Here is a 23,662-nt window from a genome sequence, read left to right on the forward strand (position 1 = left end):
GGGATGGGACTCGGTGGCACGGATCGCGGTACGCCGTGGCAGCCCGACCGGCCGGCACCGCGATATTCTTTCCCTCATGTGTCCGCACGCGATAGAGGTCGAGACGCCGGTATCCGACGGCGAGGGCTGCGCCCTGTGCAGCGCGTCCCTGGACGACCTCGGCGTCCGCCTTCACGACGGGGTCGCCACGCTGCGCGTCTGGTCGCAGAACGCGTCCGCGATCGAGCTCGTGATCTTCGATGAGACCGATCTGGACTGGGAGACCGCTCAGCTCGCGCTCGAGCGCCGCCCCGGCGGCGTGTGGGAGATCACCACGGAGCTCCTCAAGCCCGGGACCCGTTACGCGCTGCGCGTCGACGGCGCGCACAGCCCCGGCAACACGTTCAACCCGGAGACCCTGCTGCTGGATCCCTATGCCAGGGGCCTCGCGCAGGGCGACGGCTACGAGGAGTGGCGCTCTGTCGTCATCGAGGACGGCTTCGACTGGGGCGGCGTCGCCAAGCCGCAGACGTCCCTCGACCGCTCCGTGATCTACGAGGGTCACGTCAAGGGACTCACCAAGCGCCACCCCGGAGTGCCGCCGGCGCTGCACGGCACATACGCCGGCGTCGCGCACCCCGCGATGATCGAGTACTACCGCGAACTCGGGATCACCGCCGTCGAGCTGCTGCCCGTGCAGGCGTTCGCCTCCGAGCCGCGGCTGCTGGACAGGGGCCTGTCGAACTACTGGGGCTACAACACCCTGAACTTCTTCACGCCGCATGCGGCGTACGCGACCGAGGATTCGCGCAAGGAGGGCCCGGAGGCGGTCCTGCGCGAGTTCAAGGGCATGGTGAAGCTGCTGCACGAGGCCGGCCTCGAGGTGATCCTCGACGTCGTGTACAACCACACGAACGAGGAGGGCATCGGCGGCCCTCGGACCAGCCTGCGCGGGATCGACAACGCCCTCTACTACCGCCAGCAGGAGGACGGCAGCTACATCGACACGACGGGCTGCGGGAACACCCTGGACACCGCGACGCCCGCCGCCGCGCGCCTCGTGCTGGACTCGCTGCGCTACTGGACCACGGAGATGCAGATCGACGGGTTCCGCTTCGATCTCGCCACCGCGCTCGGCCGTGACGCCGCGAACTCGTACGACCCGCAGCATCCGCTGCTGCACGCGATCAGGACGGATCCGGTCCTCGCCGACGCGAAGATCATCGCGGAGCCCTGGGACGTGGGCTTCGGTGGCTGGCAGACGGGGAACTTCCCGACCGGCTGGAGCGAGTGGAACGATCGCTATCGCGACCGCGTCCGCAACTTCTGGCTCAGCGACATCGACTATGCCCGCCGCGCCTCGGCGCCGACCGGCATCGGCGGGTTCGCGAATCGGCTCGCCGGATCGGCGAACACCTTCAGCGACGAGCGGGGCCCGCTCGCGAGCATCAACTTCGTCACCGCGCACGACGGCTTCACCCTGAGCGACCTGGTCTCCTACGACGTCAAGCACAACGAGGCCAACGGCGAGGGAAACCACGACGGCGCCGACATGAACCGCTCGTTCAACCACGGCGCAGAGGGGCCGACGGACGATCCGGTCATCCTCGCGGCGCGGCGCAAGGCCATGCGCAACCTTCTCGGCACGCTCCTGTTCTCGGCCGGGGTGCCGATGCTCACCGCGGGCGACGAGTTCGGGCGCACCCAGCGCGGCAACAACAACGCGTACTGCCAGGACTCCGCGATCAGCTGGCTCAACTGGGATCACGAGCCGTGGCAGCAGGACCTGTTCGCGCATGCCTCGCTGCTGACTCGGCTGCGCGAGGAGAACCCTGCTCTGCGCCCGCTCCGCTACGCCCGGCTCGGCGAGCACATCCCGAACGCCTCGGTCATGGACTGGTACGACCAGGACGGCGAGACGATGGAGGTCGAGCAGTGGAACGACCCCCGCAACCGCACCCTGCAGTACGTCGCATCGTCGACGCCGGACAAAGAGGCCTTCAACCGGATCCTGCTCGTCGTGCACGGCACCGAATCGCCGATCGACGTCCGGCTGCCGGAGATCGACGGCGTGTCGCGCTACGTCGCGCTGTGGTCGAGCGCGGAGGAGCGCCCCTCGCCGGTCGAGACGGTGCATCGGCCGGGCGACGTGCTCGCCCTTCCCGGCACCTCGATGCGACTGTTCCGCGCGGAGTGACCCGCCCGTTACCTCTTCCGACCTCGGAGAGCGGTAGGTTCAGGGTGTGTCCGAACGAACCGCCGCACAGCCCTCGTCCGATGCTCTCCGCAGCACCGCCCAGATCCCGGTGCGCGCACTGCCCGACGTCGATGCGGCGGACGCGCAGACCACCCGCATCCCGCTCGCGGATCCTTCCCCCGCGGCCCCTGAGGGCTTCCACCCGAAGGCCTTCTCCGGCGAGGTGATCCCGTTCCGGGTCGTGGCCTTCCGCGAGGGGCACGACCTCATCGGCGTGCACCTGCGGCTGCGCACCCCGAACCATCAGGAGAGCCTGCACCGGCTGACCCCGCTCGGCGACGGCACCGATCGCTGGCAGGTCGATGTCGCGCTCGACGAGACCAACGCGTGGACGTTCCGCTTCGAGGCGTTCGCGGACGAGTTCGCCACCTGGGCCCACGCCGCAGAGCTGAAGATCGCCGCCGGTGTGGACGTCGAGGTGATGCGCGCCCTCGGTGCGGACCTGCTCGGACGCGCCGCGAAGGACAAGTCCCGTCCCAAGCCGGAGCGCAAGCGGCTCGCGGCGGTGGCGGAGGGACTGCGCTCCCCCGACGGGACCGCGGAGGATGCGCTCGCCGTCGCGACCGACCAGGAGCTCGCCGCCCTCTTCGCGGACCGCCCGCTCACCGCACTCGACTCCGCCACGGCGTGGCAGACGGTCCTGGTCGAGCGCACGATCGCCGGCGCCGCGGCCTGGTACGAGTTCTTCCCGCGCTCGGAGGGCGCGGTGCGCGAGACGGACGGCACGATCGCGAGCGGCACCTTCGAGACCGCCGCCGAGCGTCTCCCCGCTGTCGCGGCGATGGGCTTCGACGTGCTGTACCTCCCGCCGATCCACCCGATCGGACGGCTCAACCGCAAGGGACCGAACAACACGCTCACCGCCGGCCCCGCCGATCCCGGATCGCCGTGGGCGGTCGGCGCCGCGGAGGGCGGGCACGACGCCGTGCATCCCGACCTCGGGACCCTCGCCGACTTCCGCGCCTTCGTGAAGAAGGCGAACGCGCTCGGCCTCGAGGTGGCCCTCGACCTCGCGCTGCAGGCGGCCCCGGACCACCCCTGGGTCATCACGCACCCGGAGTGGTTCACGGAGCTCCCGGACGGCACGATCGCGTACGCGGAGAACCCGCCGAAGAAGTACCAGGATATCTACCCGCTGAACTTCGACCGGGATCCGGTGGGCCTCTACACCGAGGTGCTGCGGATCGTCGAGCACTGGATCGCGCAGGGCGTGTCGATCTTCCGCGTCGACAACCCGCACACCAAGCCGCTGCGGTTCTGGGAGTGGCTGATCCGCACCGTCAACACCAAGCATCCCGACGTGGTCTTCCTGGCCGAGGCGTTCACCCGCCCCGCGCCGATGCGGGGGCTCGCCGCGGTCGGGTTCCAGCAGAGCTACAGCTACTTCACCTGGCGCAACACCAAGGCGGAGCTCGAGGAGTTCCTGCTCTCCGTGTCGCAGGAGACGGCCGACTACATGCGCCCGAACCTGTTCGTGAACACCCCGGACATCCTCACCGAGTACCTGCAGTTCGGCGGGCGCGCGGCGTACCGGATCCGGGCCGCCATCGCCGCGACGGGTGCGCCGCTCTACGGCGTCTACGCCGGCTACGAGCTGTACGAGAACGTGGCCCGTCCCGGTTCCGAGGAGAACATCGACAACGAGAAGTACGAGTACAAGCTGCGCGACTGGGCGAAGGCCGAGGCGGAGGGGCGCTCGCTCGCTCCCTACCTCACCCGCCTCAACGAGATCCGCCGCGCGCACCCTGCACTGCGGCAGCTGCGCAACCTGCAGCTGCACTGGAGCGACGACGACGCGGTCCTGGTGTTCTCCAAGCACCTGGACGCGCCCTTCACCGGCACGGACTCCGGCGACACGATCATCGTCGTCGCGAACGTCGACCCGCACTCGGTGCGGCAGACCACCGTGCATCTCGACACCCTCGCGTGGGGCATCGAGCCCGGAACGGCGTACGAGGTCGAGGACCTCGTCACCGGATCCGTCTGGACCTGGACGGATCACAATTTCGTGCGCCTGGACGCCTTCACGGAGCCGGTGCACATCCTCCATGTGAAGGGGCAGCCATGATCACCACTGCGATCGACCCGGCTGTGCTCGAGGCCGTGGCCTCGGGCTCGCACCACGACCCGCACTCCGTGCTCGGAGCGCATCCGCAGCCCGAGTCGGGCGGCAGACGCGTGACGATCGTGCGCGCGCTGCGACCGCTCGCGAAGGGCGTGTCGGTGCTGCTCGACGGCGGTGTCGACGTGCCCCTGACCCATCTCGCGGGAGGCGTCTGGGAGGGCGAGGTCACGGGCCCCGCCGGCGCCTACCGGATCAAGGCGACGTACGGCGACGCGCCAGACTGGATCTCCCCCGATCCGTACCGGCACGCCCCCACGATCGGCGAGCTCGACCTGCACCTCATCCGCGAGGGCCGCCACGAGCGCCTCTGGGACGCGCTCGGCGCGCACCCGCGATTCATCGACGGCGACCAGGGCACGGCGTTCGCCGTGTGGGCGCCGCATGCGAAGGCCGTGCGCGTGGTCGGCGACCACAACGGGTGGGATGGCCGTCTTGACGCGATGCGCTCGATGGGCTCGAGCGGCGTGTGGGAGCTGTTCGTGCCCGGCGTCGACGCCGGCGCGCACTACAAGTACGAGATCCTCACCCCGCACGGATCCTGGATCCTCAAGGCGGATCCGATGGCGCAGCTCGCCGAGGTCCCGCCCGCGACGGCCTCGATCGTCACGCGGTCGGAGTACTCCTGGGGAGATGGCGCCTGGATGACCCGTCGTGCGGCGACGCACGCGGTCGCCCAGCCGATGAGCGTCTACGAGCTGCACCTCGGCTCGTGGCGACCCGGCCTCGGCTATCGCGACATCGCCGACGAGCTCATCGAGCACGTCACCGCCACCGGGTTCACGCATGTCGAGTTCATGCCCGTGGCCGAGCACCCGTTCAACGGATCCTGGGGCTACCAGGTGACCGGCTACTACGCCGCGACGCACCGCTACGGCGAGCCCGACGACTTGAAGCACCTCATCGACCGGCTGCACCAGGCCGGCATCGGCGTGATCATCGACTGGGTGCCGGGACACTTCCCGAAGGACGCCTTCGCCCTCGCCCGCTTCGACGGCGAGGCCGTCTACGAGCACCCGGATCCGCGCCGCGGCGAGCACCGCGACTGGGGCACGCTCATCTTCGACTACGGGCGCAATGAGGTGCGCAACTTCCTCGTCGCGAACGCGCTGTTCTGGCTGGACGAGTTCCATGCCGACGGCCTGCGCGTCGATGCCGTCGCCTCCATGCTCTACCTGGACTACTCGCGGGACGACGGCGAGTGGGAGCCCAACGTGCACGGCGGACGGGAGAACCTGGAGGCGATCCGGTTCCTCCAGGAGGTCAACGCGACCGCGTACCGCAAGCACCCCGGCATCGTCATGGTCGCCGAGGAGTCGACGAGCTTCCCCGGCGTGACGGCGCCCACCGATCACAACGGGCTCGGCTTCGGTTTCAAATGGAACATGGGCTGGATGAACGACTCCCTCGTCTATATCGAGCGCGACCCGCTGTACCGCTCGCACCACCAGGGCGAGATGACGTTCTCCTTCGTCTACGCGTTCGGCGAGAACTACATCCTGCCGATCAGCCATGACGAGGTCGTGCACGGCAAGGGCAGCCTGCTCTCGAAGATGCCGGGCGACCACGCCGCGAAGCTCGCGAACGTGCGGGCGTACCTCGGCTACATGTGGGGGCATCCGGGCAAGAACCTGCTGTTCATGGGGCAGGAGTTCGGCCAGCTCTCCGAGTGGTCCGTCGACCGGGGTCTGGACTGGTGGCTGCTCGACCAGCCGTCGCACCGGCAGCTCCAGGACTTCGTCGGCGCCCTGAACAGCACCTACCGGCAGAACGCGCCGCTGTGGGAGCGCGATCACGACAGCAGCTCGTTCACGCGGATCGGCGCCCCCGACTGGGATCCGACCATCGTCGCGTTCGTGCGCCGCGACGCGCACGGCGGGCATCTCGCGGTGATCAGCAACTTCGCCGGCACGACCCGGCACGGCGTCCGGCTCGATCTGCCGCTCGCCGGCGGCTGGACCGAGGTGCTGAACACCGATGCGGCCGAGTTCGGCGGGCACGGCGAGGGCAACCTCGGACTCGTGTACGCGACCGATGTCGAGAACGGCTCCCCGCAGGCGACCCTGACGATCCCGGCGCTGTCCACGATCTGGCTGCGCCACCAGAAGGATCCGCACGTGCCGATCGTCAGCAAGGGCTGAGACGATTCCGCCGGTGCCGACACTCATAGGGTGAGAGACACCGAACGGAGCCGGCATGGCACACGATGCACACGACAGGACGCTCGTCGCGCGCGCTGCGGCGGGGAGCGAGAGCGCCTTCCGCACGCTGTACCGCGCCTACGTCCGCCCGGTCTACTGGATTGCGTACGGCATCCTCGGGGATGCCGGCGACGCCGAGGATGTGACCCAGGAGGCCTTCGTAGTCGCCTGGCGGAAGCTTCCCGGCCTGGAGCTCGCGAGCGATTCGCTGCTGCCCTGGCTGGCGACGATCTGCCGGTTCCAGGCGGCCAACCGCCTGCGCCGCCGCCAGCGCGATGCGGCGCACACCGCCGAGGGCGTCGACGAGCTGCTCCCCGCACTGATCGATGTCGAGCAGCAGGTGATCGCCACCGAGCTCGCCGACAGGATCGCCGCAGAGCTCGACGGGATGACCGTGCTCGACCGGGAGATCTTCCGGTTGTGCGCGACCGAGGGCTGGGACTACCGGGCCGCGGCCGCAGAGCTCGGCGTCGGGCACGGCGTCGTCCGCAACCGTCTCTCCCGCGTGCGCACCCGCCTGCGCGGCGCTGTGACCGAAACGGAGCCCGCATCATGACCACGACCCCCACGGGCCTTCCCCCGCTGAGCGACGACACGGTCGACCGCATCGAGGAGGCCGTCTTCGCGCAGATCGCCGAGGAGCGCGACACGGAGCGCGCCCACACCGCACTCACCCGCCGGCGCGCGCGCCGACGCGGCTGGCTGACCGCGGGCGGCGTCGCGGCGGCGTTCGCGGTGGGAGTGCTGGTCACGCCGGCGATCCTGAACGCCACCGGTGCCGCGTCCTCCGGTTCCTCGGCCGCCAGTGCGCCCTACGACACGACGCCGAGACCGCAGTCGCTCTCCGGGGTGGCGAAGGACATGGCGCCGAGCTCCGGCGGCGCCGCGTCCTCCGCGGGCGGCTCTGCGCCGTCGACGAACGAGGCGCGGGACGTGATCCGCACCGGATCCGCCACCGTGCAGGTCGACGACGTGCGCAAGGCCGCCGATGCCCTGGCCGCTCTCGCCAAGAAGCATGGCGGTTTCGTGGAGAGCCAGCAGATCGGCTCCGCCCAGGGACCTGTGGCGACCGATGGCGGGATCGTCCCTCCGCCGTCCGGAGACGGCTGGGTGACCCTGCGGGTCCCTGTCGCGGACCTCGACGCCGTGATGGACGCGCTGCGGGAACAGGGCACGGTGCTGGCGACCTCGATCGGCACGAACGACGTGACCACGGCGACGACCGATCTGCGCGCGCAGATCGACTCGCTGACGGCGTCCGTCACGCGCCTGACCCAGCTGATGTCCCAGGCCACCTCGGTCTCGGATCTGCTCACGGCCGAGACGGCGCTCACCGACCGCCAGTCCCAGCTGCAGTCGGCGCAGCAGCAGCTGAAGGACCTCGAGTCCCAGGTCGCGATGTCCTCCGTGCAGGTGACGCTCGTGCGCGAGGCTCCGGCGGCGGCTGATCCGGCAGGCTTCGGCGACGGTCTCGCCGCAGGCTGGAAGGGACTCATCGTGTCCCTCAACGCCCTCGTGATCGCCCTCGGATTCCTGCTTCCCTGGCTGGCTCTCGCGCTCGTCGTGGCGCTCATCGTGTGGGCGATCGTGCGGACGCGCCGTGCTCGGCGCACCCGCCGTGCCATCGCCGGGAGCATGCAGGCCGCGGAGACCGAGCCCGAGCCCGAGCCTCAGAAACCGTAGCGCATCCCCATCGCGGCGCGGACCTCGTCGAGGGTGTCGACGGCGATCCCGCGGGCGCGCGCATTGCCCGCGCGGATCGCCGCGGCGGCGTCCTCCGCCGAGATCCGCGCTCGGCGCTCCCTGTGCGCGCGCAGGAAGTCGTTGACGGCGGTCGTGGTGACGCGCTTCAGCTCGGCCGACCCTCCCGCGCCGATCCGGGTCGCGACCTCCTCCGGGGCGACGCCCAGACAGGTGGCGGCCGTCGTGAGGAGGCCGGCGACCCCGGGACGGCGCTCGGGGTCGTACGCGATGAGCCGTTCCGAGTCCGTGCGTGCGCGACGGATCGCGAGCGCCGTCTCCTCCTCGCTCATCCCGAGGGCGATCCCGTTCCCGTGGCTCTTCGACATCTTCCTGCCGTCCAGCCCCGGCAGCTCTGGCGAGTCCGTCACGAGCCCTTCCGGCACCGGGAAGACCGCCCCGTACCGCTCGTTGAAGCGTCGGGCCACGGTGCGGGTCATCTCGACGTGCGGGAGGTTGTCCTTGCCGACCGGCACGAGCGTCCCCTTGCAGAACAGGATGTCGGCCGCCTGATGCACGGGGTAGGTCAGCAGCAGTCCGCCGAGCGCTCGCCCCGAGTCCTGCGCCTCCGCCTTCACCGTGGGGTTTCGGTGGAGCTCGGCCTCGGTCACGAGGCTGAGGAACGGCAGCAGCAGCTGATTCAGCTCCGGGATCGACGAGTGCGTGAAGAACACCGTGCGCTCAGGATCGAGGCCCGCCGCGAGGTTGTCGCGCACGGCCTCGACGATGTTCTCGCGGACCTCTCCCGGGCTCTCCCGGTCCGTGATCACCTGATAGTCGGCGAGCACGACGAAGGTCTCGACACCTGCGGTCTGCAGGCGCACGCGCTCGAGGATCGTGCCGAACAGGTGGCCGAGATGCAGGCGCCCGGTGGGGCGCTCCCCCGTCAGGATCCGATGCTGTTCCGGGTGCGCGGCGATCTCGGATCGCAGCCGCATCATGCGGGCGGTCGTCGCGGTGAAGGTGTCCATGTCTGCTCCAGGGGTCGGGAGCCGCACGGATGCACTGCGCACATGAGGAACGCGGGCCGCCATGCAGCCCGCGTGAATGAGAGGTCGTCCGTTGCGCGTGCGGCTGCTAGAGCAGCCACCACCAGGAGTTCTTCACGCGCATGGGACCATCGTACGCCGGTCCCCGACCGCGGCTCGCCGACCTCGTTCGATGCCACGCGCGGCATGCGGGCGCCGCTAGGGTCATCGCCATGAGCAACGCCGCCGTCTCCGCAGCCAGCGTCGTCCGCGATGGGCGGGATCTGACGCTGGACCTCACCCGCGTCGCGTGCGTCGTGCTGGTGGTGTTCGTGCACATCCTGTTCACCGGCGTCGGCCGGCGCCCTGACGGCTCCCTGCTCATCGAGCGCACCGTCGAGGGCCAGGTCTGGTTCGACGCGGTCAGCTGGATCCTGAACATCATGCCGTTGTTCTTCGTCGTCGGCGGCTATGCGGCCCGCGCGGGCTGGCGATCTGCACAGCGTCGCGGCGACGACGCCGTCGGCTTCGTCCGCCTGCGCCTGGCGCGGCTGGCCCGTCCGGCGATCCCCGTGTTGGTCTTCTTCTCCGTCGCCCTGGCGGCGACCCGCATGCTCGGCGTGGATCCCGCGCTCGTCGACACGATCGCGATCGGTGTCGGCTCGCCCCTGTGGTTCCTCGCCGCGTACCTGCTCGTGCAGGCTCTGGCTCCCTGGATGATCGGACTGCATGCCCGTTTCGGCATGATCGTGCCGCTCGTGCTGCTGGCCGGTGCCGCTGCGACCGACGCGCTCCGCTTCCTCGTCGCCGGCGGGCTCTTCGGACTCGGCCACGTCCCCTCGACCGGCTACGGCATCGGCGCCGAGCTCTTCGGCATCCCCAACGTGGTCTTCGTCTGGCTGTTCGCCCAGCAGGTCGGCTTCTTCCTGTTCGACGGCTGGTTCTCCCGTCGCAGGTTCTGGCAGCTGCTCGGGCTCATCGCCGCCGGGTATCTCGCGATCTGGGGCCTCGTCTCCCTCGGTGGCTACTCCTGGAACATGCTCAGCAATCAGTGGCCGCCGACGACGCCCCTCGCGATCCTCGCCGTCGTCCAGGCGGCGGCGCTCACCGTGCTGCACCGCCCGCTCACGGCGCTCATGCGCACCCGCGCCGCACAGGGCGCGGTGCTGCTCATCGGCTCGCGCCTCATGACGGTGTACCTCTGGCACCTGCCGATGATCATGGTCCTGATCGGGGTGCAGCTGCTGCTCCCCGTGCCGATGCCCGCGCCGGGCAGCGCGCTCTGGTGGTGGACGCGGGTGCCGTTCCTGATCGTCGTGCTCGCGGCGGTGTGGCTCCTGTCGCTCTGGCTCGTGCGCTTCGAGAAGGCGCCGGCCATGGGCGAGAAGCCGTCCCGCGGCGTGACGGCCACGGCCGTCGTCGTCTTCCTGCTGCCGATCCTCGCGATCACGGCCTACGGCCTGGATCTCCCGCTCGCCGTCTGCGCGCTGATCGCCTCCGCGCTCGCGCTCCGGCTCGTCGGTGCGTACCGTGCGCCGCTCACGCCTGCGGGAGCCTCGGCACCGCGTCGATGAGAGCACGCGTGTAGGCGCTCCGCGGGTTCGCGAGCACATCGGCGGTGCGCCCGGCATCGACCACGCGTCCGCCCTGCAGCACCACGACGTCCGCGCACAGCTCGGCGACGATCGAGAGGTCGTGCGAGACCATCACGAGCGTCATGCCGTGCTCGGCCTGGAGGCGCGCGAGCAGCCGCACGATGTCGAGTCGGGTGGACAGGTCGAGCGCGCTCACGGGCTCGTCCGCGAGCAGCACTCGAGGGCGCGTGATCAGGGCGCGCGCGATCGCGATGCGCTGCCGCTGACCTCCGGAGAACTCGTGCGGGTAGCGCAGCAGGGCGTCGTCCTCGAGCTCCACTTCCCGCAGCGCCTCGACCAGCCGATCCCGGCGGGAGGCACGCGCGTCCCGGTCGCCGCGCTCGGCGTCACGGTCGCGGTCGCCGAGCCACCGCAGCGGCTCGGCGAGGACGGAGTCGACGCGCTGGCGCGGATCCAGCGAGGCGAAGGGGTCCTGGTAGACGGGCTGCACCGCACGCCGGAAGGCCCGCACGGCGGCGCGAGACCCCGACGCCGGAGCCTCGCCCTCGAACAGCACCTTTCCCGCGGTCGGGCGCCGCAGGCCGAGCATGAGCGAGAGCGCGGTGGTCTTGCCCGAGCCGGACTCGCCGACCAGCCCCAGGCTGTGCCCCTCCTCGACCGCGAAGGTCACATCCTGCAGGGCCGCGGGGGCGGATCGACGGTAGTGATGCGAGACCCCGTCGAGCGTGAACAGGGCGCTCATGCGCGGCCTCCCTCTCCGCCGGTACCGGTGCCGCTCAAGCGGTCCAGCGCCGACTCCAGCTCACGGGCCGCCCCCACCAGGCGACGGGTGTACTCATGCTCGGGCGCGGTCACGATGCGCCGCGCGGGGCCCTCCTCGACGGCCTCGCCGCGGCGCAGCACGATCGCGCGCTCGGCGATCCCGGCGACGACGGCGAGATCGTGCGAGACGAAAACGAGCGAGGTGCCGTGCCGCCGCACCGCGTCGTCGAGCAGCTCCAGCACGGTGGCCTGGACGGTCACGTCGAGCGCGGTGGTCGGCTCGTCCGCGAGGAGGACGTCGGGACGGCAGGCCAGAGCCATGGCGATCGCGACCCGCTGACGCTGTCCGCCGGAGAGCTCGAAGGGGTAGCGCTGCAGCAGTCGCTCGGGATCCGGCAGGCGCACCTCCTCCGCGGCCGCACGCACGGCTGCGCGCAGCGCCGCGCCCTGCAGACCGCGGTGCCGGCGCAGCGGCCGGGCGATCTGGTCGCCCACCCGCATGAGGGGGTCGAGCGCGGACGAGGGATCCTGGAACACCGCGGCGATCCGCGATCCGCGGACGCGCTGCAGCACGCGCTCGCCGGCGCCGATCAGCTCGGTGTCGTCGAGCCGGATCGATCCGCTCGCCGTGAGCCCCGATGGCAGGAGGCCCAGCAGCGCGAGTCCGGTGAGCGTCTTGCCGGATCCGGACTCGCCGACGAGTCCCAGCCGCTCGCCCGGAGCGAGATCGAGATCGAGGTCTCGGACCAGCTCCGCTCCCGCGCTCGTGACGATGCGGAGTCCCCGCACCTGCAGCGTCGCACCCATCAGCTCCTCCCCCGCCTGGTCGGATCGAACCGCTCCCGAAGACCATCCGCGACCGCGTTCGCGCCCAGCACGAGCAGAGCGATCACGGCGCCGGGGATGACGGCGCCCCAGGGCGAGGTCAGCACGGTGCCCTGCGCCTCCTGCAGCAGCCGTCCGAGCGACGAGTTGGGCGGCGGCACGCCGAGGCCCAGATAGGACAGTGAGGCCTCCGCCATGATCGCGGCGCCGAAGAGGACCGCGAGGTTCACCACCAGCGCGGGCCAGATGTTCGGCAGCACGTGCCGCACGAGCACGCCCAGGGTCGGCGCGCCCGACGTGCGCGCGGCGGTCACGAAGCTCCGCGACAGCACGCTCTTGACCAGGATCCGCGTGAAGCGCGACACGATCGCGGATCCGGCGATCCCGATGGCGACGATCGCGGTGTCCAGGCCGGGGCCCCTGGCAGCGACGATCAGCATCGCGAGCAGGAGGGTCGGGAAGGCGATCAGCACATCGAGGAGCGAGGAGACCGCGTCGTCCACCCACCCCGGCAGCAGCGCCGCGGCCGTGCCGACCACGAAGCCGATGACGCCGGCGAGGGCGACGGCGCCGAGCCCGACCAGCATCGCGATCCGCGTGCCGGCGAGCACCTGGCTGAACAGATCGCGCCCGAGCTTGTCGGTGCCGAACAGGTGCGCGCCGCCCGGCGGCACGAGCCGTCCACCGGACGTGTCGTCGAGCGGGAACGGCGTCCAGAACACCGAGACGACCGCCGCGAGGGCGAGCACCGCGAGGATCGCGATCCCGATCGTGAGGGTGATGTCCCGGCGCCGGAAGGATCGGGTCATGCCTGGCCGCCTCTCGCCGAGATGCTGCCCCGCAGGCGCGGGTCGACGAGCCGCTGGGCGACGTCGGCCAGGAAGCCGATGAGCAGGACGAGTGCGGTGGTGACCACGAGCACGCCCTGGATGCTCGGGTAGTCGTGCTCGCCGACGGCCTTGACCAGCAGCGCGCCGAGGCCGGGGAGCGTGAAGACCGACTCGACCACCACCGCGCCGAGCAGCGTGGACGCCAGTTCGATGCCGAGGATCGAGATCACCGGGACGGCCGCGTTGCGCACCCCGTGCGCGAAGAACGCTCCGGCGCGGCTCTCCCCCAGCGCGCGGGCCGTGCGCAGGTAGTCGGAGTCGAGGACGTCGAGCGTCGCCGAGCGCACGTAGCGCGCGAGCGAGGCGCTCATCACGATGACGATCGTGATGACCGGCAGCGCGAGGGCGCTGAGCGCCGCACCCGGATCGGCCCAATCGTCCCGCGGGAAGCCGCCCGAGGGCAGCAGTCTCAGCGTCAGCGCGAACAGCCAGACCACGAGGAGCCCGACCCAGAACACCGGCACGGCGATGCCCAGCTGAGTGATGGCGCCCAGCAGCGCGCCGTACCAGGTCCTGGCCCGCGCCGCCGCGACCACTCCGATCACGGAGCCCAGCAGGGTCGCGATCACGAACGAGATGAGAGCGAGCGGCAGCGTCACCGCGAGCCGGGCGGCGATGTCGCCCGCGACGGGAGCGCCCGAGGTGAACGACGTGCCCAGATCGCCGCGGAGCAGGCCGGAGAGCCACGATCCCAGTTGCACGATCACCGGCTGGTCGGATCCGACCTGCGCCCTCGCCGCCGCGATCTGCTCCGGCGTCGCGTTCACCGAGATGAGCGCGTTCGCCGGGTCGCCGGGGAGCACCCGCAGCAGGAGGAAGACGACGAGCATCCCCACCAGGAACGAGAGCACCAGGAAGAGCAGGCGGCGGACGAGGTATCGGGTCACCGCTCTCCTGTCCGACGTTTCCGCTCGACGGCTGCGATCATTGCGTCTTCTCGATGTCCGCCACGAAGAACTGCGAGTTCAGGCCGTGCAGGGGGTAGCCCTTGACCGAGCTCGACGCGACGACGATCTGCGGCGCGAGGAACAGCCAGTCGCTCGCGGCGTCCTCCGCGATCTGCGTGTTGACCTTCTTGAGGATCGCGGTCTGCTCGTCGGTGCTGCTCGCCTGCTCGGCGTCGGCGACCCACTGCACGACCTGCGGGTTGTTGTAGCCCCAGTAGAAGTCGGGGTTTCCGTACCAGACCAGGTCGCGGTCGTTGACGTGCTCCTGCAGCGTCGCCGCGAAGTCCTTCTTCTGGAAGACGTTCGTGTACCACTGGTCCTCGGAGATCGTGTTGATCTTCACCGTGACGCCGACCTTGGCCAGCTCCGACTTGATGAACTCCGCGACCGCGGGGTGCGGGTCGTAGGACGGGGTGTCGAGCGTGAACGAGAGGGAGGACTGCCCGGCCTCGGCGAGCAGCGACTTCGCCGCTGCGGGGTCGTACGGGTTCACCGCGGTGAGGTCCTCGTACCAGGGGTCCGTCGGCGGGACCATGGATCCGATCAGCGTGCCACGGCCGTCCCAGATCGAATCCAGCAGCTTCTTGTTGTCGATCGCCTGCGTGATCGCCTTGCGCACGCGCTTGTCGTCGAAAGGCGCGACCTTGTCGTTGAAGGCCAGCAGTTCCTTGGTCGTGGAGGTGTTCTCGGAGACCGTGAAGTCCTTGTTGCCCGTGAACTGCGTGAGCGCGTCGGGGCTCTGCACCTGGGTGACGATGTCGACCGCATTGGTCAGCAGCGCGTTGGAGAGCGCGGACGCGTCGGTGAAGTAGGTGAAGTCGACCTCCTTGCTCTTCGCTGCGGTGCCCCAGTAGTCGGAGAAGCGCTTCAGCGTGAGCGAGGAGCCGCGCTTGAACTGGTCGACCGTGTACGGACCCGTGCCGTCCTCGGCCGTCTTCAGATCCTTCGCGTCGGTGTTCACGATCCACACGTACGTGAGGTTGTACGGGAACGAGATCGAGCGCGACTTCAGGTGGAAGACGACGGTCTCCGGGTCGGGCGTCTCGACGCTGTCCACGACCGCGAGCTGCGACTTGCGCGCGGACTGCGAGCTGTCGGCGAGCACCCGCTCGAGCGAGGACTTCACGTCGGCGCTGGTCAGCGCCTTGCCGGAGTGGAAGGTCACGCCGCTGCGCAGCTTCACCGTGTACGCGAGGCCGTCGGGGCTGACCGAGTAGTCGGTGGCGAGGCGGTTGACCACCTTGCCGTCGTCGCTGAGCTGGAACAGGCCCTCGTAGACGTTGCCGTTCAGCGCCTCGGTGACGCCCTGTCCGCCCGCGTCGACGTTGGACAGGTTCAGCGGTGCCGAGAGCGAGCCGATCCGGATTGTCGCGTTCGCGTCGGGAGTGCCGCCGGCGGTGCCGGCCCCGCCGGAGCACGCGGTGGCGAGCACGGCCACCACGGTCAGGGAGGCGGCGAGTGCCGCGATGCGGGAGAACTTCATGGATCGTCCTTGCTGGTCGGGAGACTTCAGTGCTGTTCGGGCTGCGTCAGTGCTGGTCGGGAAGAGGGAGGCGCTCGCCGGCGCGCACCGGCGTCGTCAGCCGGTTGGAGAGCGGCGGCAGCGGGCAGTTGTACTGGTCGGAGAAGCCGCAGGGCGGCACGAAGGCGCGGTTGAAGTCGAGCACGACATCGCGGGTTCCGTCGAGACCGGAGTCGTCCTGCACGAACAGGAACCGTCCAGGACCGTAGGTGCGGGACTCAGGATCCTCGGTGCGGTTCGTCGGGTCCGCGAACACGAGCAGCAGAGTGCCGCCGTCGTCGAACGCGTCGAGCGAGTAGTCGGTGCCGTCGATCGTGACGGCGAGGTCGCCTGGTACGGGCAGCTCGCGGCTGAGGCCGTTGTCACGGAGGTGCTCGTACGGCACGGCACGGCCGCCGTCGACCGGCGTGAACGTGCCGGTCAGCCGCCAGGCGGGGTCGTAGTCGAACGTCGCAATGCCTTCGAATTCGCGATTGCGCGCGGACGCCGCGTCCCAGAACCGCAGACCACGCTCGGGCTCGCCCGTGGTGAGGTGGCGGCGGGTCAGTTCGGTCACGACGACCGTGTCGGGCAGGCCTGCGGACGCCTCCTCGGGCGTCGTCCCGTCCTCGGAATCCAGCCATCGCGTCTCGATGAGGGCGAGGTTTCCCTGCGGTGCCGTCACCGCGACGAGCCGGCCGGCCTTCCACTCGTCGTGGGCGGCGCGCGCCGCCGTGGAATCGGCGTCGGTCGTAGCATTCACAGGCATCTCTCCAGCCTAGGTCGAGGGTTTCCCCCGCTCCTCAACGCGCGTCATCGTTCGTCGTATTCCCGGCGGCGCGTATCGACTTCGCGGCGATGCCTTCCGGGAACGACGAAAGCCCTCGGCGAACCGAGGGCTTTCGTGTGTTGTCTGTGACCCCAGCGGGATTCGAACCCGCGTTACCGCCGTGAGAGGGCAGCGTACTAGGCCGCTATACGATGGGGCCTTCTTGGCGATCCGTTTCCGTCTCGCGACAACCGTTCAAGTATGACATGACCCCCAGCGGCCGCCAAATCGAGCCCGGCTCGATGCGAACCCCGGGTGTGTCGCGCCCCGCAGGATTACGCTCGGGGAATGCGCATCACCAAGCATGAGCACGCGGCGCTCCGCGTCGAGGACCACGGCCAGACCCTGCTCATCGACCCGGGAAGCTTCACGCTCCCCCTCGACGAACTGCACCGCCTGGTGGGCGTCGTGATCACTCACGAGCATGCGGACCACTGGACGCCGGAGCACCTGGACAGGATCCTGCGCGCTGCCGCAGGCACCCCGATCTTCGCTCCGGCCGGCGTGGTCCGCGCCGCCGAGGGGTACGAGATCACCGAGGTCGCTCCCGGCGACACCGTCACGGCAGGTGACTTCACACTGCGCTTCTTCGGGGGCGTGCACGCCGAGATCCATTCCTCGATCCCGCTCATCGACAACGTCGGGGTGCTGGTGGACGACGAGCTGTACTACCCGGGCGACTCCTATGCCGTGCCGGAGGGCGTCGAGGTCGGCACGCTCGCCGCGCCGCTGGGCGCCCCGTGGCTGAAGATCGGCGACGCGATCGACTTCGTGCTGGCGGTGAAGCCCCGCCGAGCGTTCGGCACGCACGACATGACGCTCTCCGTGATCGGCTCGAACATGCACCGCGGACGCCTGAAGTGGGCGACCGAGCAGAACGGCGGGGAGTTCTTCGAGCTGGATCCCGGCGACGACCTCGAGGCCTGAGGTGGCCGCCGCACGCCTCCTCCCCTCGCCGACCCTCCGGATCCGCTTCCGCGAGATGAACGACGGCGACCTCGATCCGATGGCCGCGCTCCTCGGGGATCCCGAGGTCATGGCGTTCTATCCGGCCCCGAAGACGAGGGACGAGAGCGCCGAGTGGATCGCGAACCAGCGCCGGCGCTATGAGCAGGACGGCCACGGCCTCTGGATCATCGAAACCGCGGAGGGTGAGTTCCTGGGCGATTGCGGGATCACCTGGCAGACGTACAACGGCATCGCCGTCCGCGAAGTCGGCTACCACGTGCGCGCGGACCGGCAGGGCGAGGGCTTCGCCACCGAGGCCGCACAGGCCTGCGTCGAGCTGGTGCGCGGCGTGTTCGCCCCGACCCCGCTGACCGCCATCATCCATCCGCAGAACGCCGCATCACTGCGGGTGGCGGCCAAGCTCGGCATGACGCACATCGCCGACGACCACTCTCATCCGTGGATCGTGCGCACGGTCATGGGGATGCAGGTCGCTCCTCGGGGCTAGCCGGCGGCGACGATGCGGCATTCCGTCGCGAGACGACGGCGACCGCGGCGGAGGACGCGACCACGGCCACGAGGGCCCCGAGCAGGATCGCGGCCCCCTCTCCGGGCAGCAGCGCCTTGGTCTCGACGCCCAGGGCCACCGCCGCGACGGGCACGCCGAGCTGCCCCGCCGACGCCACCGCCTGCGCCCAGGGCAGGCCGGTGATGCGCCCCGCGAGGTGCGCGACGACCGCCGCGGCGCCCAGCGCGAGTCCGAGCAGGATCATCTCGGGGTGCGATCCCAGATCCCGCAGATTGATCGAGGCGCCGAGCCACACGAAGAACAGCGGCCCGAAGAAGCCTTCGGTCATCCCGAACAGCTGACGGGCGAGGCGCCGCGGCTGGCCCACCGCCGAGAGCACCAGCCCGAGAGTGAAGCCCGCCATCATCACCGAGACGTGCGTGAACTGGGCGATCCCCGCCAGCCCGAACAGCGCCAGCAGGCTGAACCGCAGCTCGAGCGCGAACTGCCGGGACTCCGAGAGTTCGTGCAGCACGCGCAGCCGATGGGTGCCGACGCGTCGGAGGACCAGCACGAGCACCACCCCCACCACGGCGATGCCGACCCCGCCGAGCGCGACGAGCGGCACGCGCTCCGGCTGCAGCACGAGCGGGAGCGCGACGATGCAGGCCACGTCTGCGATCGCGATCTGCGCGATGAGCTGCGCCGCGGAATCGGCCGAGACATCAAGGGACCGCAGCATGGGCAGCACGAGCGCGGCCGACGACGAGGCGATGAGCACGGAGTAGACCGCCCCGTGCGAGGTGCCGAACAGCAGAGCGGTGCCCACGCCGAGCGCCACGGCGACCGCGGCCACGATCGCGGCGCCCGCCGCGCCGCGCCCTACCGCGGCGCGCACAGCGGTGTCCCGGATCGGGATGTGCGAGCCGATCACGAGCATGATGAGGCCGAACCCGAGTTGTGCGAGCAGCGTGAACGTCGGCTCCGCCGCGTCCACCCAGCCGAACTCCGTCGACCCGATCGCGAGCCCCGCCCCGAGCTCGCCGGCGATCACGGGGATCCGCCAGGCTCGCCGGGCGGAGAGCACGGGGCCGGCGAGTCCCACCAGCACCAGCAGCGCCAGGGTCGCGAACGTCATGCGCACACTCTAGATCCGCCGGTCCGCGTCCTGCCGGATCCCGGGCTCTCGGTTCCGTGCCGTCGCGCGCGCCGCAGGCTCAGCCGGCGAGGCCTCCCTGTGCCCGGCGCACCCGGATCGCACGCTGCTGGTGGTCGCGCTGCTCGAGCACGAGCCGGCGGAGCGCAGCGGGGGCGTCAGGATGCGCATCGAGCCAGGCGTCGACGAGATCAGTGGTCTGCGCGTCCGGATACAGCCCGATCACCAGGCGCCGGGCGATCTCGATCGACCGATCCGCCCAGGCCGCCTCGATCCGCGAGAAGTACTCCGCGTCGAAGGCGGCGACGAGATCGCGTCGCCCGCCCGCCCCGAAACCGCGGATCGTGGCGTCGAGGTGGTCGTTCGTGAGCGTCAGATCGCCCCAGGCGGCGCGCCAGTCGGCCGCGCGCACCGCGACGCTCGGCGTCGACGCCGCAGCTGCGAGCGCCGCGGTGCGACCGCTCGCCGTGTGGTCGCGCAACTGCTCCTCGGTGATCTCCTCCGCCCCGGCGTGACCGGTGGCGACGAGCGCGGTGAGCAGCTCCCAGCGCAGGTCGGCGTCCATCGGGAGGCCCGCGGGTCCGGACCCGATCAGCAGGGTGGAGACGTCGAGACGCCGGCGGCCGTCGAAGGCCGCGGCGGCGGCGAACGCCCGCGCCCAGACGAGCTGCGCGTCGCTGCCGTGCACAGCCTCGCCGAGCGCCGCCCACGTCGCGTCCAGCCACGCGGCCCGCGCCTCGGCCACGGCGGCCTGCGGCAGATAATGCCCGATCGCGAACGGCGCGTTCAGCACGACGCCGCCGAGCAGCGCGCTGTCGGTCTCGGCGGGCGCATGCGCCACGACGATCCCGAGGTAGCGTTCGACGGCGAGCTCGCCGTCCCGCGTCGCGTTCCACAGCGCCGACCAGAGCAGCGCTCGCGCGAGCGGATCGGAGAGCGAGGACAGCCCCCGTTCGACGGCCGCCAGCGAGCGCAGGTCGAGCCGCGCCTTGGCGTACGTGAGGTCGCCGTCGTTGAGCAGGACGAGGTCGGCATCCGGCAGCGCGACAGGGGTGCGCTCTTCGGCGATGTCGACGGGGATCCGCTCGCGCAGCACCAGCGCATCGTCCTGCAGGTCGTACAGGCCGATCTGCAGCCGATGCGGACGCGGATCCGTCTGGACGAGGACAGCCGTGCCGTTCTCTCCGCGCTCGACGCTCAGCGTGCTCATGCCGGTGGTCTGCAGCCATGCCTGAGCCCAGGTGCGCATGTCGCGGCCCGAGGCCTGCTCGAGCTCGACCAGCAGGTCCTCGAGCGTGGTGTTGCCATAGGCGTGCCGGGCGAAGTAGCGGCGGGCGCCCTCGAAGAACGCGTCCTCCCCTGCGAACGCCACGAGCTGCTTGAGCACGGCTGCGCCCTTGGCGTAGGTGATGCCGTCGAAGTTGAGCTTCGCCGCCTCGAGGTCGGCGATGTCGGCGACGATCGGATGGGTGCTGGGCAACTGGTCCTGCGTGTACGCCCACGCCTTGCGCCGGTTGGCGAACGCGACCCAGGCGTCGGTGAACTCGGTCGCGGCGACGGAGGCGTGCGATCCCATGTAGTCCGCGAACGACTCCTTGAGCCACAGGTCGTCCCACCAGGTCATGGTGACCAGGTCACCGAACCACATGTGCGCCATCTCGTGCAGGATCGTGTTCGCCCGCGCCTGCCGCTGCGCGCGGGTCGCGGCCCCCCGGTAGAGGTACGACTCGGCGAAAGTGACCAGACCGGGATTCTCCATGGCGCCGATGTTGTACTCCGGCACGAAGATCTGGTCGTACTTCCCCCACGGATACGGGAAGGCGAACGCCTCCGCGAAGAAGTCCAGGCCCTGCCGGGTCACCTCGAGGATCTCGTCGGCGGCGAGGTGCTCCGCCATCGAGGCGCGGCTGAGCACGGAGAGCGGCACGACGAGATCGCCGCGCCGCCACTCGGCCGACACGCGCGTATAGGGACCCGCCGCGATGCAGGTCAGATAGCTCGACAGCGGCAGTGTCGGCGCGAACTCGACGGTCTGCGCGCCGTCCTGGGCGCTCGTCGTGGCGGGCGACTGGTTCGACAGCACCTCCCACCCCTCGGGAGCGGTCACCACGACCGTGACCGCCGCCTTCATGTCCGGCTGCTCGAAGCACGCCATGAAGCGGCGCGCGTCGGCCGGTTCGTCGTGCGTGTACAGGTACACGCCCCCGTCCACGGGGTCGGCGAAACGGTGCAGCCCCTCCCCGGAGCGGCTGTAGGCACCGGTGGCGCGGATGACCACGGTGTTGTGCTCGGCGAGACCGACGAGGCGGATCCGCGCGCCGTCCCACTCGACCTCACGCCGCTGCCCGTCCACCTCGACGTCGTGCACGGCCTCGCCGAGGAAGTCGGCCCACGTCTCCGTCGTACGCGCATCGAACTCCAGCGTCGTGGTCACGGGGAACCCGGTGTTCGCCGGGTCGGTGGCGCCGGTCACGTCGAGCTCGACACGAAGACGGTGCAGGTCGACGCTCCCGGATCGAGCGGCGGTCTCGGTGCGGGTGAGGTTGGCGGTGGTCATGGATCCATCGTTCCATGCTCTGCACATGCGCCGGACTGACGGGCGCCCGGTGCCGCGGGCGCTGTGCCAGCATGGTCGCATGACAGAGCAGACCGCCTCCCTCCCCGAGCGCAGCAGGATCGTGCAGGAGCACGTCCGGGCCGCGGGACTCTCCTCACAGGTGCGCGAGCTGCCCGATTCCGCACGCACCGCCGCCGAGGCCGCCGCGGCGCTGGACTGCGAGGTCGGCGCGATCGGATCCAGTCTGCTCTTCCTCGCGGACGGCGAGCCGCTGCTCGTGATGACGAGCGGTCGGCACAGGGTCGACATCGCCCTGCTCACCGCAGCCGTGGGTGCGGAGACAGTCGCGATGGCGCCCGCAGCGACGGTGCGCGAGGTGACGGGGCAGGCGATCGGCGGTGTGGCCCCGGTCGGCCACCCCGCCCCGGTGCGGACCTTCATCGACGCGGCGCTCCGCGACTACGACGTGGTCTGGACCGCCGGCGGCACCCCGCATACGGTCATGCCGATGACGTTCGACGAGCTCGTATCCCTCACGGGCGGCGCGGTCATCGTCGTCGCCGCAGACTGAACCGGACGTCCTTCGCGCCCTCCGGGGCACAGTCCAGGAGGCACCCAGACTCGGTGCCTACCGTGGAAAGGGATGTCACAGAACGGTAACGGCAGGATCAGTTCCCTCGACGGACTCCGCGGCCTCGCCGCGGGGATCGTCCTCATCCACCACGCCTCCTTGATCGCGGAACCGTGGATCGACCCGGCCGGCTGGGCACTGCTCACGCAGTCGCCCCTCAAGCTGCTCCTGGCCGGATCCGAGGCGGTCATGGTGTTCTTCGTGCTGTCCGGGATGGTGGTCGTGCTGCCCGCGCTGCGGCCTGGCTTCTCCTGGGCGCGGTACTACCCCGCGCGCCTGATCCGGCTGTACGTGCCGGTGATCGCCGCGCTCGGAGCCGCCGCGCTCCTCGTCCAGCTGATCCCGCGCGACGCGTCGACGATGCCCGAGAACTCGTGGATGCAGGATGCGCAGGCGACGAGCGTCTCCGCCGGCGACGTGCTGTCGCAGATGACGCTCCTGCGGTCGAACTATCCGATCGACAACGTGCTGTGGTCGCTGCGCTGGGAGCTGTTCTTCTCGCTGCTGCTGCCGCTGTACCTCTGGGCCGCGCTGCGGATCCGCCGCTTCGCGGTGCCCGCCGCCGGGCTCGCCGTGATCCTCATGTTCGTGGGCCGCGCGACCGGGGAGTCCGCGCTCGCCTATCTGCCGGTGTTCCTGCTCGGAACCCTGATCGCGGTGCGGTTCGCGGATCTTCGGGCCTGGGCCGAACGTCCCCGCGTGCGCCGGGCGCTCCCCTGGCTCTCCGTCATCGCCTGCGTCCTGCTCATCGCGAGCTGGCTGGCGCGTCCGATCACCGCGGGCACGGCGGCGGCCGACGTACTGTGGGCGCTCGCGGGCGCCGGCGCGGCGCTCCTCGTGGTCCTCGCCCTGGTGTGGCCGGGAGCCCGCCGGGTGCTCGATATCCGGCCGATGCAGTGGCTGGGACGCGTGTCGTTCAGCCTCTACCTCGTGCACGCCCCGATCCTGGCCTCGCTCTGCTACCTGCTCGGGGCCGAGCAGTGGTGGCTCGCGTGCCTGATCGGGATCCCGCTCAGCCTCGCCGTCGCCGCGCTGTTCCACGCGCTGGTCGAGCGGCAGGCGCAGGATCTCGCCCGGCAGGCCGGCACGATCGGGGCCGCCCTCGCGGAGCGGGCGCACGTCCGCCGCATCGGCGCGGCCCGCCGCGTCGCCCTCGCCCGCGCCGACTGACCCCCTCCTACTTTCCGAGTCGTCCCCATCAGCGGCGCCTATGGCGTCCGCTGGCGGGGACGACTCGGGTGGACGG

19 protein-coding genes and 1 tRNA gene are annotated in these 23,662 nt (G+C 70.6%); 10 read left to right on the forward strand and 10 right to left on the reverse strand.

Features of this window, described 5'->3' with window-relative positions; all coding sequences use genetic code 11:
• Positions 1–76: 76 nt before the first annotated feature.
• The 5 genes from glgX to RS86_RS02155 all read left to right on the forward strand — a co-directional run bounded on the left by glgX (position 77) and on the right by RS86_RS02155 (position 8,242).
• On the forward strand, positions 77–2,176 hold the full coding sequence (gene glgX / locus RS86_RS02135; protein WP_082076503.1) for a glycogen debranching protein GlgX: 2,100 nt from the start codon (positions 77–79) through the stop codon (positions 2,174–2,176).
• Between the two features lie 109 nt (positions 2,177–2,285).
• Positions 2,286–4,304 carry a maltotransferase domain-containing protein gene (locus RS86_RS02140; RefSeq protein WP_082076506.1) on the forward strand — a complete coding sequence of 673 codons (2,019 nt, stop codon included), beginning with the start codon at positions 2,286–2,288 and terminating at the stop codon, positions 4,302–4,304.
• Positions 4,301–6,499, forward strand: coding sequence for a 1,4-alpha-glucan branching protein GlgB (glgB, locus tag RS86_RS02145; protein ID WP_045270561.1), 2,199 nt, complete (start codon positions 4,301–4,303; stop codon positions 6,497–6,499). The genes RS86_RS02140 and glgB overlap by 4 nt, the downstream gene beginning before the upstream one ends.
• 55 nt (positions 6,500–6,554) lie before the next feature.
• Positions 6,555–7,115 (forward strand): RNA polymerase sigma factor, encoded by a 561-nt coding sequence (locus RS86_RS02150; protein WP_045270562.1) that lies wholly within the window; start codon positions 6,555–6,557, stop codon positions 7,113–7,115.
• Positions 7,112–8,242: a DUF4349 domain-containing protein gene (locus RS86_RS02155; protein WP_045270563.1), complete on the forward strand. Its 1,131-nt coding sequence runs from the start codon at positions 7,112–7,114 to the stop codon at positions 8,240–8,242. The genes RS86_RS02150 and RS86_RS02155 overlap by 4 nt, the downstream gene beginning before the upstream one ends.
• On the opposite strand, the gene trpS is transcribed toward RS86_RS02155, so the two are convergent.
• A complete protein-coding gene (trpS, locus tag RS86_RS02160) occupies positions 8,230–9,270 on the reverse strand; it encodes a tryptophan--tRNA ligase (protein WP_045270564.1) in 1,041 nt (346 codons plus the stop codon). The genes RS86_RS02155 and trpS overlap by 13 nt on opposite strands.
• A 230-nt stretch (positions 9,271–9,500) precedes the next feature.
• On the opposite strand from trpS, the gene RS86_RS02165 reads away from it, so the two are divergent.
• Positions 9,501–10,841 (forward strand): acyltransferase family protein, encoded by a 1,341-nt coding sequence (locus tag RS86_RS02165; protein ID WP_045270565.1) that lies wholly within the window; start codon positions 9,501–9,503, stop codon positions 10,839–10,841.
• Here the strand turns inward: RS86_RS02165 and RS86_RS02170 are convergent.
• The 7 genes from RS86_RS02170 to RS86_RS02200 all read right to left on the reverse strand — a co-directional run bounded on the left by RS86_RS02170 (position 10,807) and on the right by RS86_RS02200 (position 16,776).
• Entirely contained in the window at positions 10,807–11,604 is a 798-nt protein-coding gene (locus RS86_RS02170) for an ABC transporter ATP-binding protein (protein WP_045270566.1), read from the reverse strand. The two genes, RS86_RS02165 and RS86_RS02170, sit on opposite strands and share 35 nt — an antisense overlap.
• The gene (locus tag RS86_RS02175; protein WP_045270567.1) at positions 11,601–12,431 is read right to left on the reverse strand and encodes an ABC transporter ATP-binding protein; all 831 of its coding nucleotides are present in this window, start codon (positions 12,429–12,431) and stop codon (positions 11,601–11,603) included. The genes RS86_RS02170 and RS86_RS02175 overlap by 4 nt, the downstream gene beginning before the upstream one ends.
• Positions 12,431–13,258, reverse strand: a complete 828-nt coding sequence (locus tag RS86_RS02180) for an ABC transporter permease (RefSeq protein ID WP_045270568.1) — start codon at positions 13,256–13,258, stop codon at positions 12,431–12,433. The genes RS86_RS02175 and RS86_RS02180 overlap by 1 nt, the downstream gene beginning before the upstream one ends.
• Positions 13,255–14,226, reverse strand: a complete 972-nt coding sequence (locus tag RS86_RS02185; RefSeq protein WP_105688775.1) for an ABC transporter permease — start codon at positions 14,224–14,226, stop codon at positions 13,255–13,257. Before RS86_RS02185 ends, RS86_RS02180 begins: the two co-directional genes overlap by 4 nt.
• Before the next feature lie 37 nt (positions 14,227–14,263).
• Positions 14,264–15,769: an ABC transporter substrate-binding protein gene (locus RS86_RS02190; RefSeq protein WP_045270569.1), complete on the reverse strand. Its 1,506-nt coding sequence runs from the start codon at positions 15,767–15,769 to the stop codon at positions 14,264–14,266.
• A gap of 46 nt (positions 15,770–15,815) precedes the next feature.
• The gene (locus RS86_RS02195; RefSeq protein WP_045270570.1) at positions 15,816–16,556 is read right to left on the reverse strand and encodes a DUF1684 domain-containing protein; all 741 of its coding nucleotides are present in this window, start codon (positions 16,554–16,556) and stop codon (positions 15,816–15,818) included.
• Positions 16,557–16,703: 147 nt separating this feature from the next.
• Positions 16,704–16,776: transfer RNA gene (locus tag RS86_RS02200), tRNA-Glu, on the reverse strand.
• A gap of 128 nt (positions 16,777–16,904) precedes the next feature.
• On the opposite strand from RS86_RS02200, the gene RS86_RS02205 reads away from it, so the two are divergent.
• Together RS86_RS02205 and RS86_RS02210 are read left to right on the forward strand one after the other, a co-directional pair.
• Positions 16,905–17,543, forward strand: a complete 639-nt coding sequence (locus RS86_RS02205) for an MBL fold metallo-hydrolase (RefSeq protein WP_045270571.1) — start codon at positions 16,905–16,907, stop codon at positions 17,541–17,543.
• Position 17,544: 1 nt separating this feature from the next.
• On the forward strand, positions 17,545–18,072 hold the full coding sequence (locus RS86_RS02210) for a GNAT family N-acetyltransferase (protein ID WP_235281566.1): 528 nt from the start codon (positions 17,545–17,547) through the stop codon (positions 18,070–18,072).
• Here the strand turns inward: RS86_RS02210 and RS86_RS02215 are convergent.
• Together RS86_RS02215 and pepN are read right to left on the reverse strand one after the other, a co-directional pair.
• Positions 18,041–19,210 carry a cation:proton antiporter gene (locus tag RS86_RS02215; RefSeq protein WP_045270572.1) on the reverse strand — a complete coding sequence of 390 codons (1,170 nt, stop codon included), beginning with the start codon at positions 19,208–19,210 and terminating at the stop codon, positions 18,041–18,043. The two genes, RS86_RS02210 and RS86_RS02215, sit on opposite strands and share 32 nt — an antisense overlap.
• 79 nt (positions 19,211–19,289) lie before the next feature.
• Positions 19,290–21,785 (reverse strand): aminopeptidase N, encoded by a 2,496-nt coding sequence (gene pepN / locus RS86_RS02220; RefSeq protein ID WP_045270573.1) that lies wholly within the window; start codon positions 21,783–21,785, stop codon positions 19,290–19,292.
• Between the two features lie 79 nt (positions 21,786–21,864).
• Here pepN and RS86_RS02225 point away from each other — a divergent pair, with 79 nt between their 5' ends.
• Positions 21,865–22,356 (forward strand): YbaK/EbsC family protein, encoded by a 492-nt coding sequence (locus RS86_RS02225; RefSeq protein ID WP_045270574.1) that lies wholly within the window; start codon positions 21,865–21,867, stop codon positions 22,354–22,356.
• 72 nt (positions 22,357–22,428) lie between these two features.
• Positions 22,429–23,586 carry an acyltransferase family protein gene (locus RS86_RS02230; protein ID WP_045270575.1) on the forward strand — a complete coding sequence of 386 codons (1,158 nt, stop codon included), beginning with the start codon at positions 22,429–22,431 and terminating at the stop codon, positions 23,584–23,586.
• Positions 23,587–23,662 lie beyond the last annotated feature (76 nt).

It is taken from the genome of Microbacterium azadirachtae (assembly GCF_000956505.1).
Taxonomy (GTDB): Bacteria; Actinomycetota; Actinomycetes; order Actinomycetales; family Microbacteriaceae; genus Microbacterium; species Microbacterium azadirachtae_A.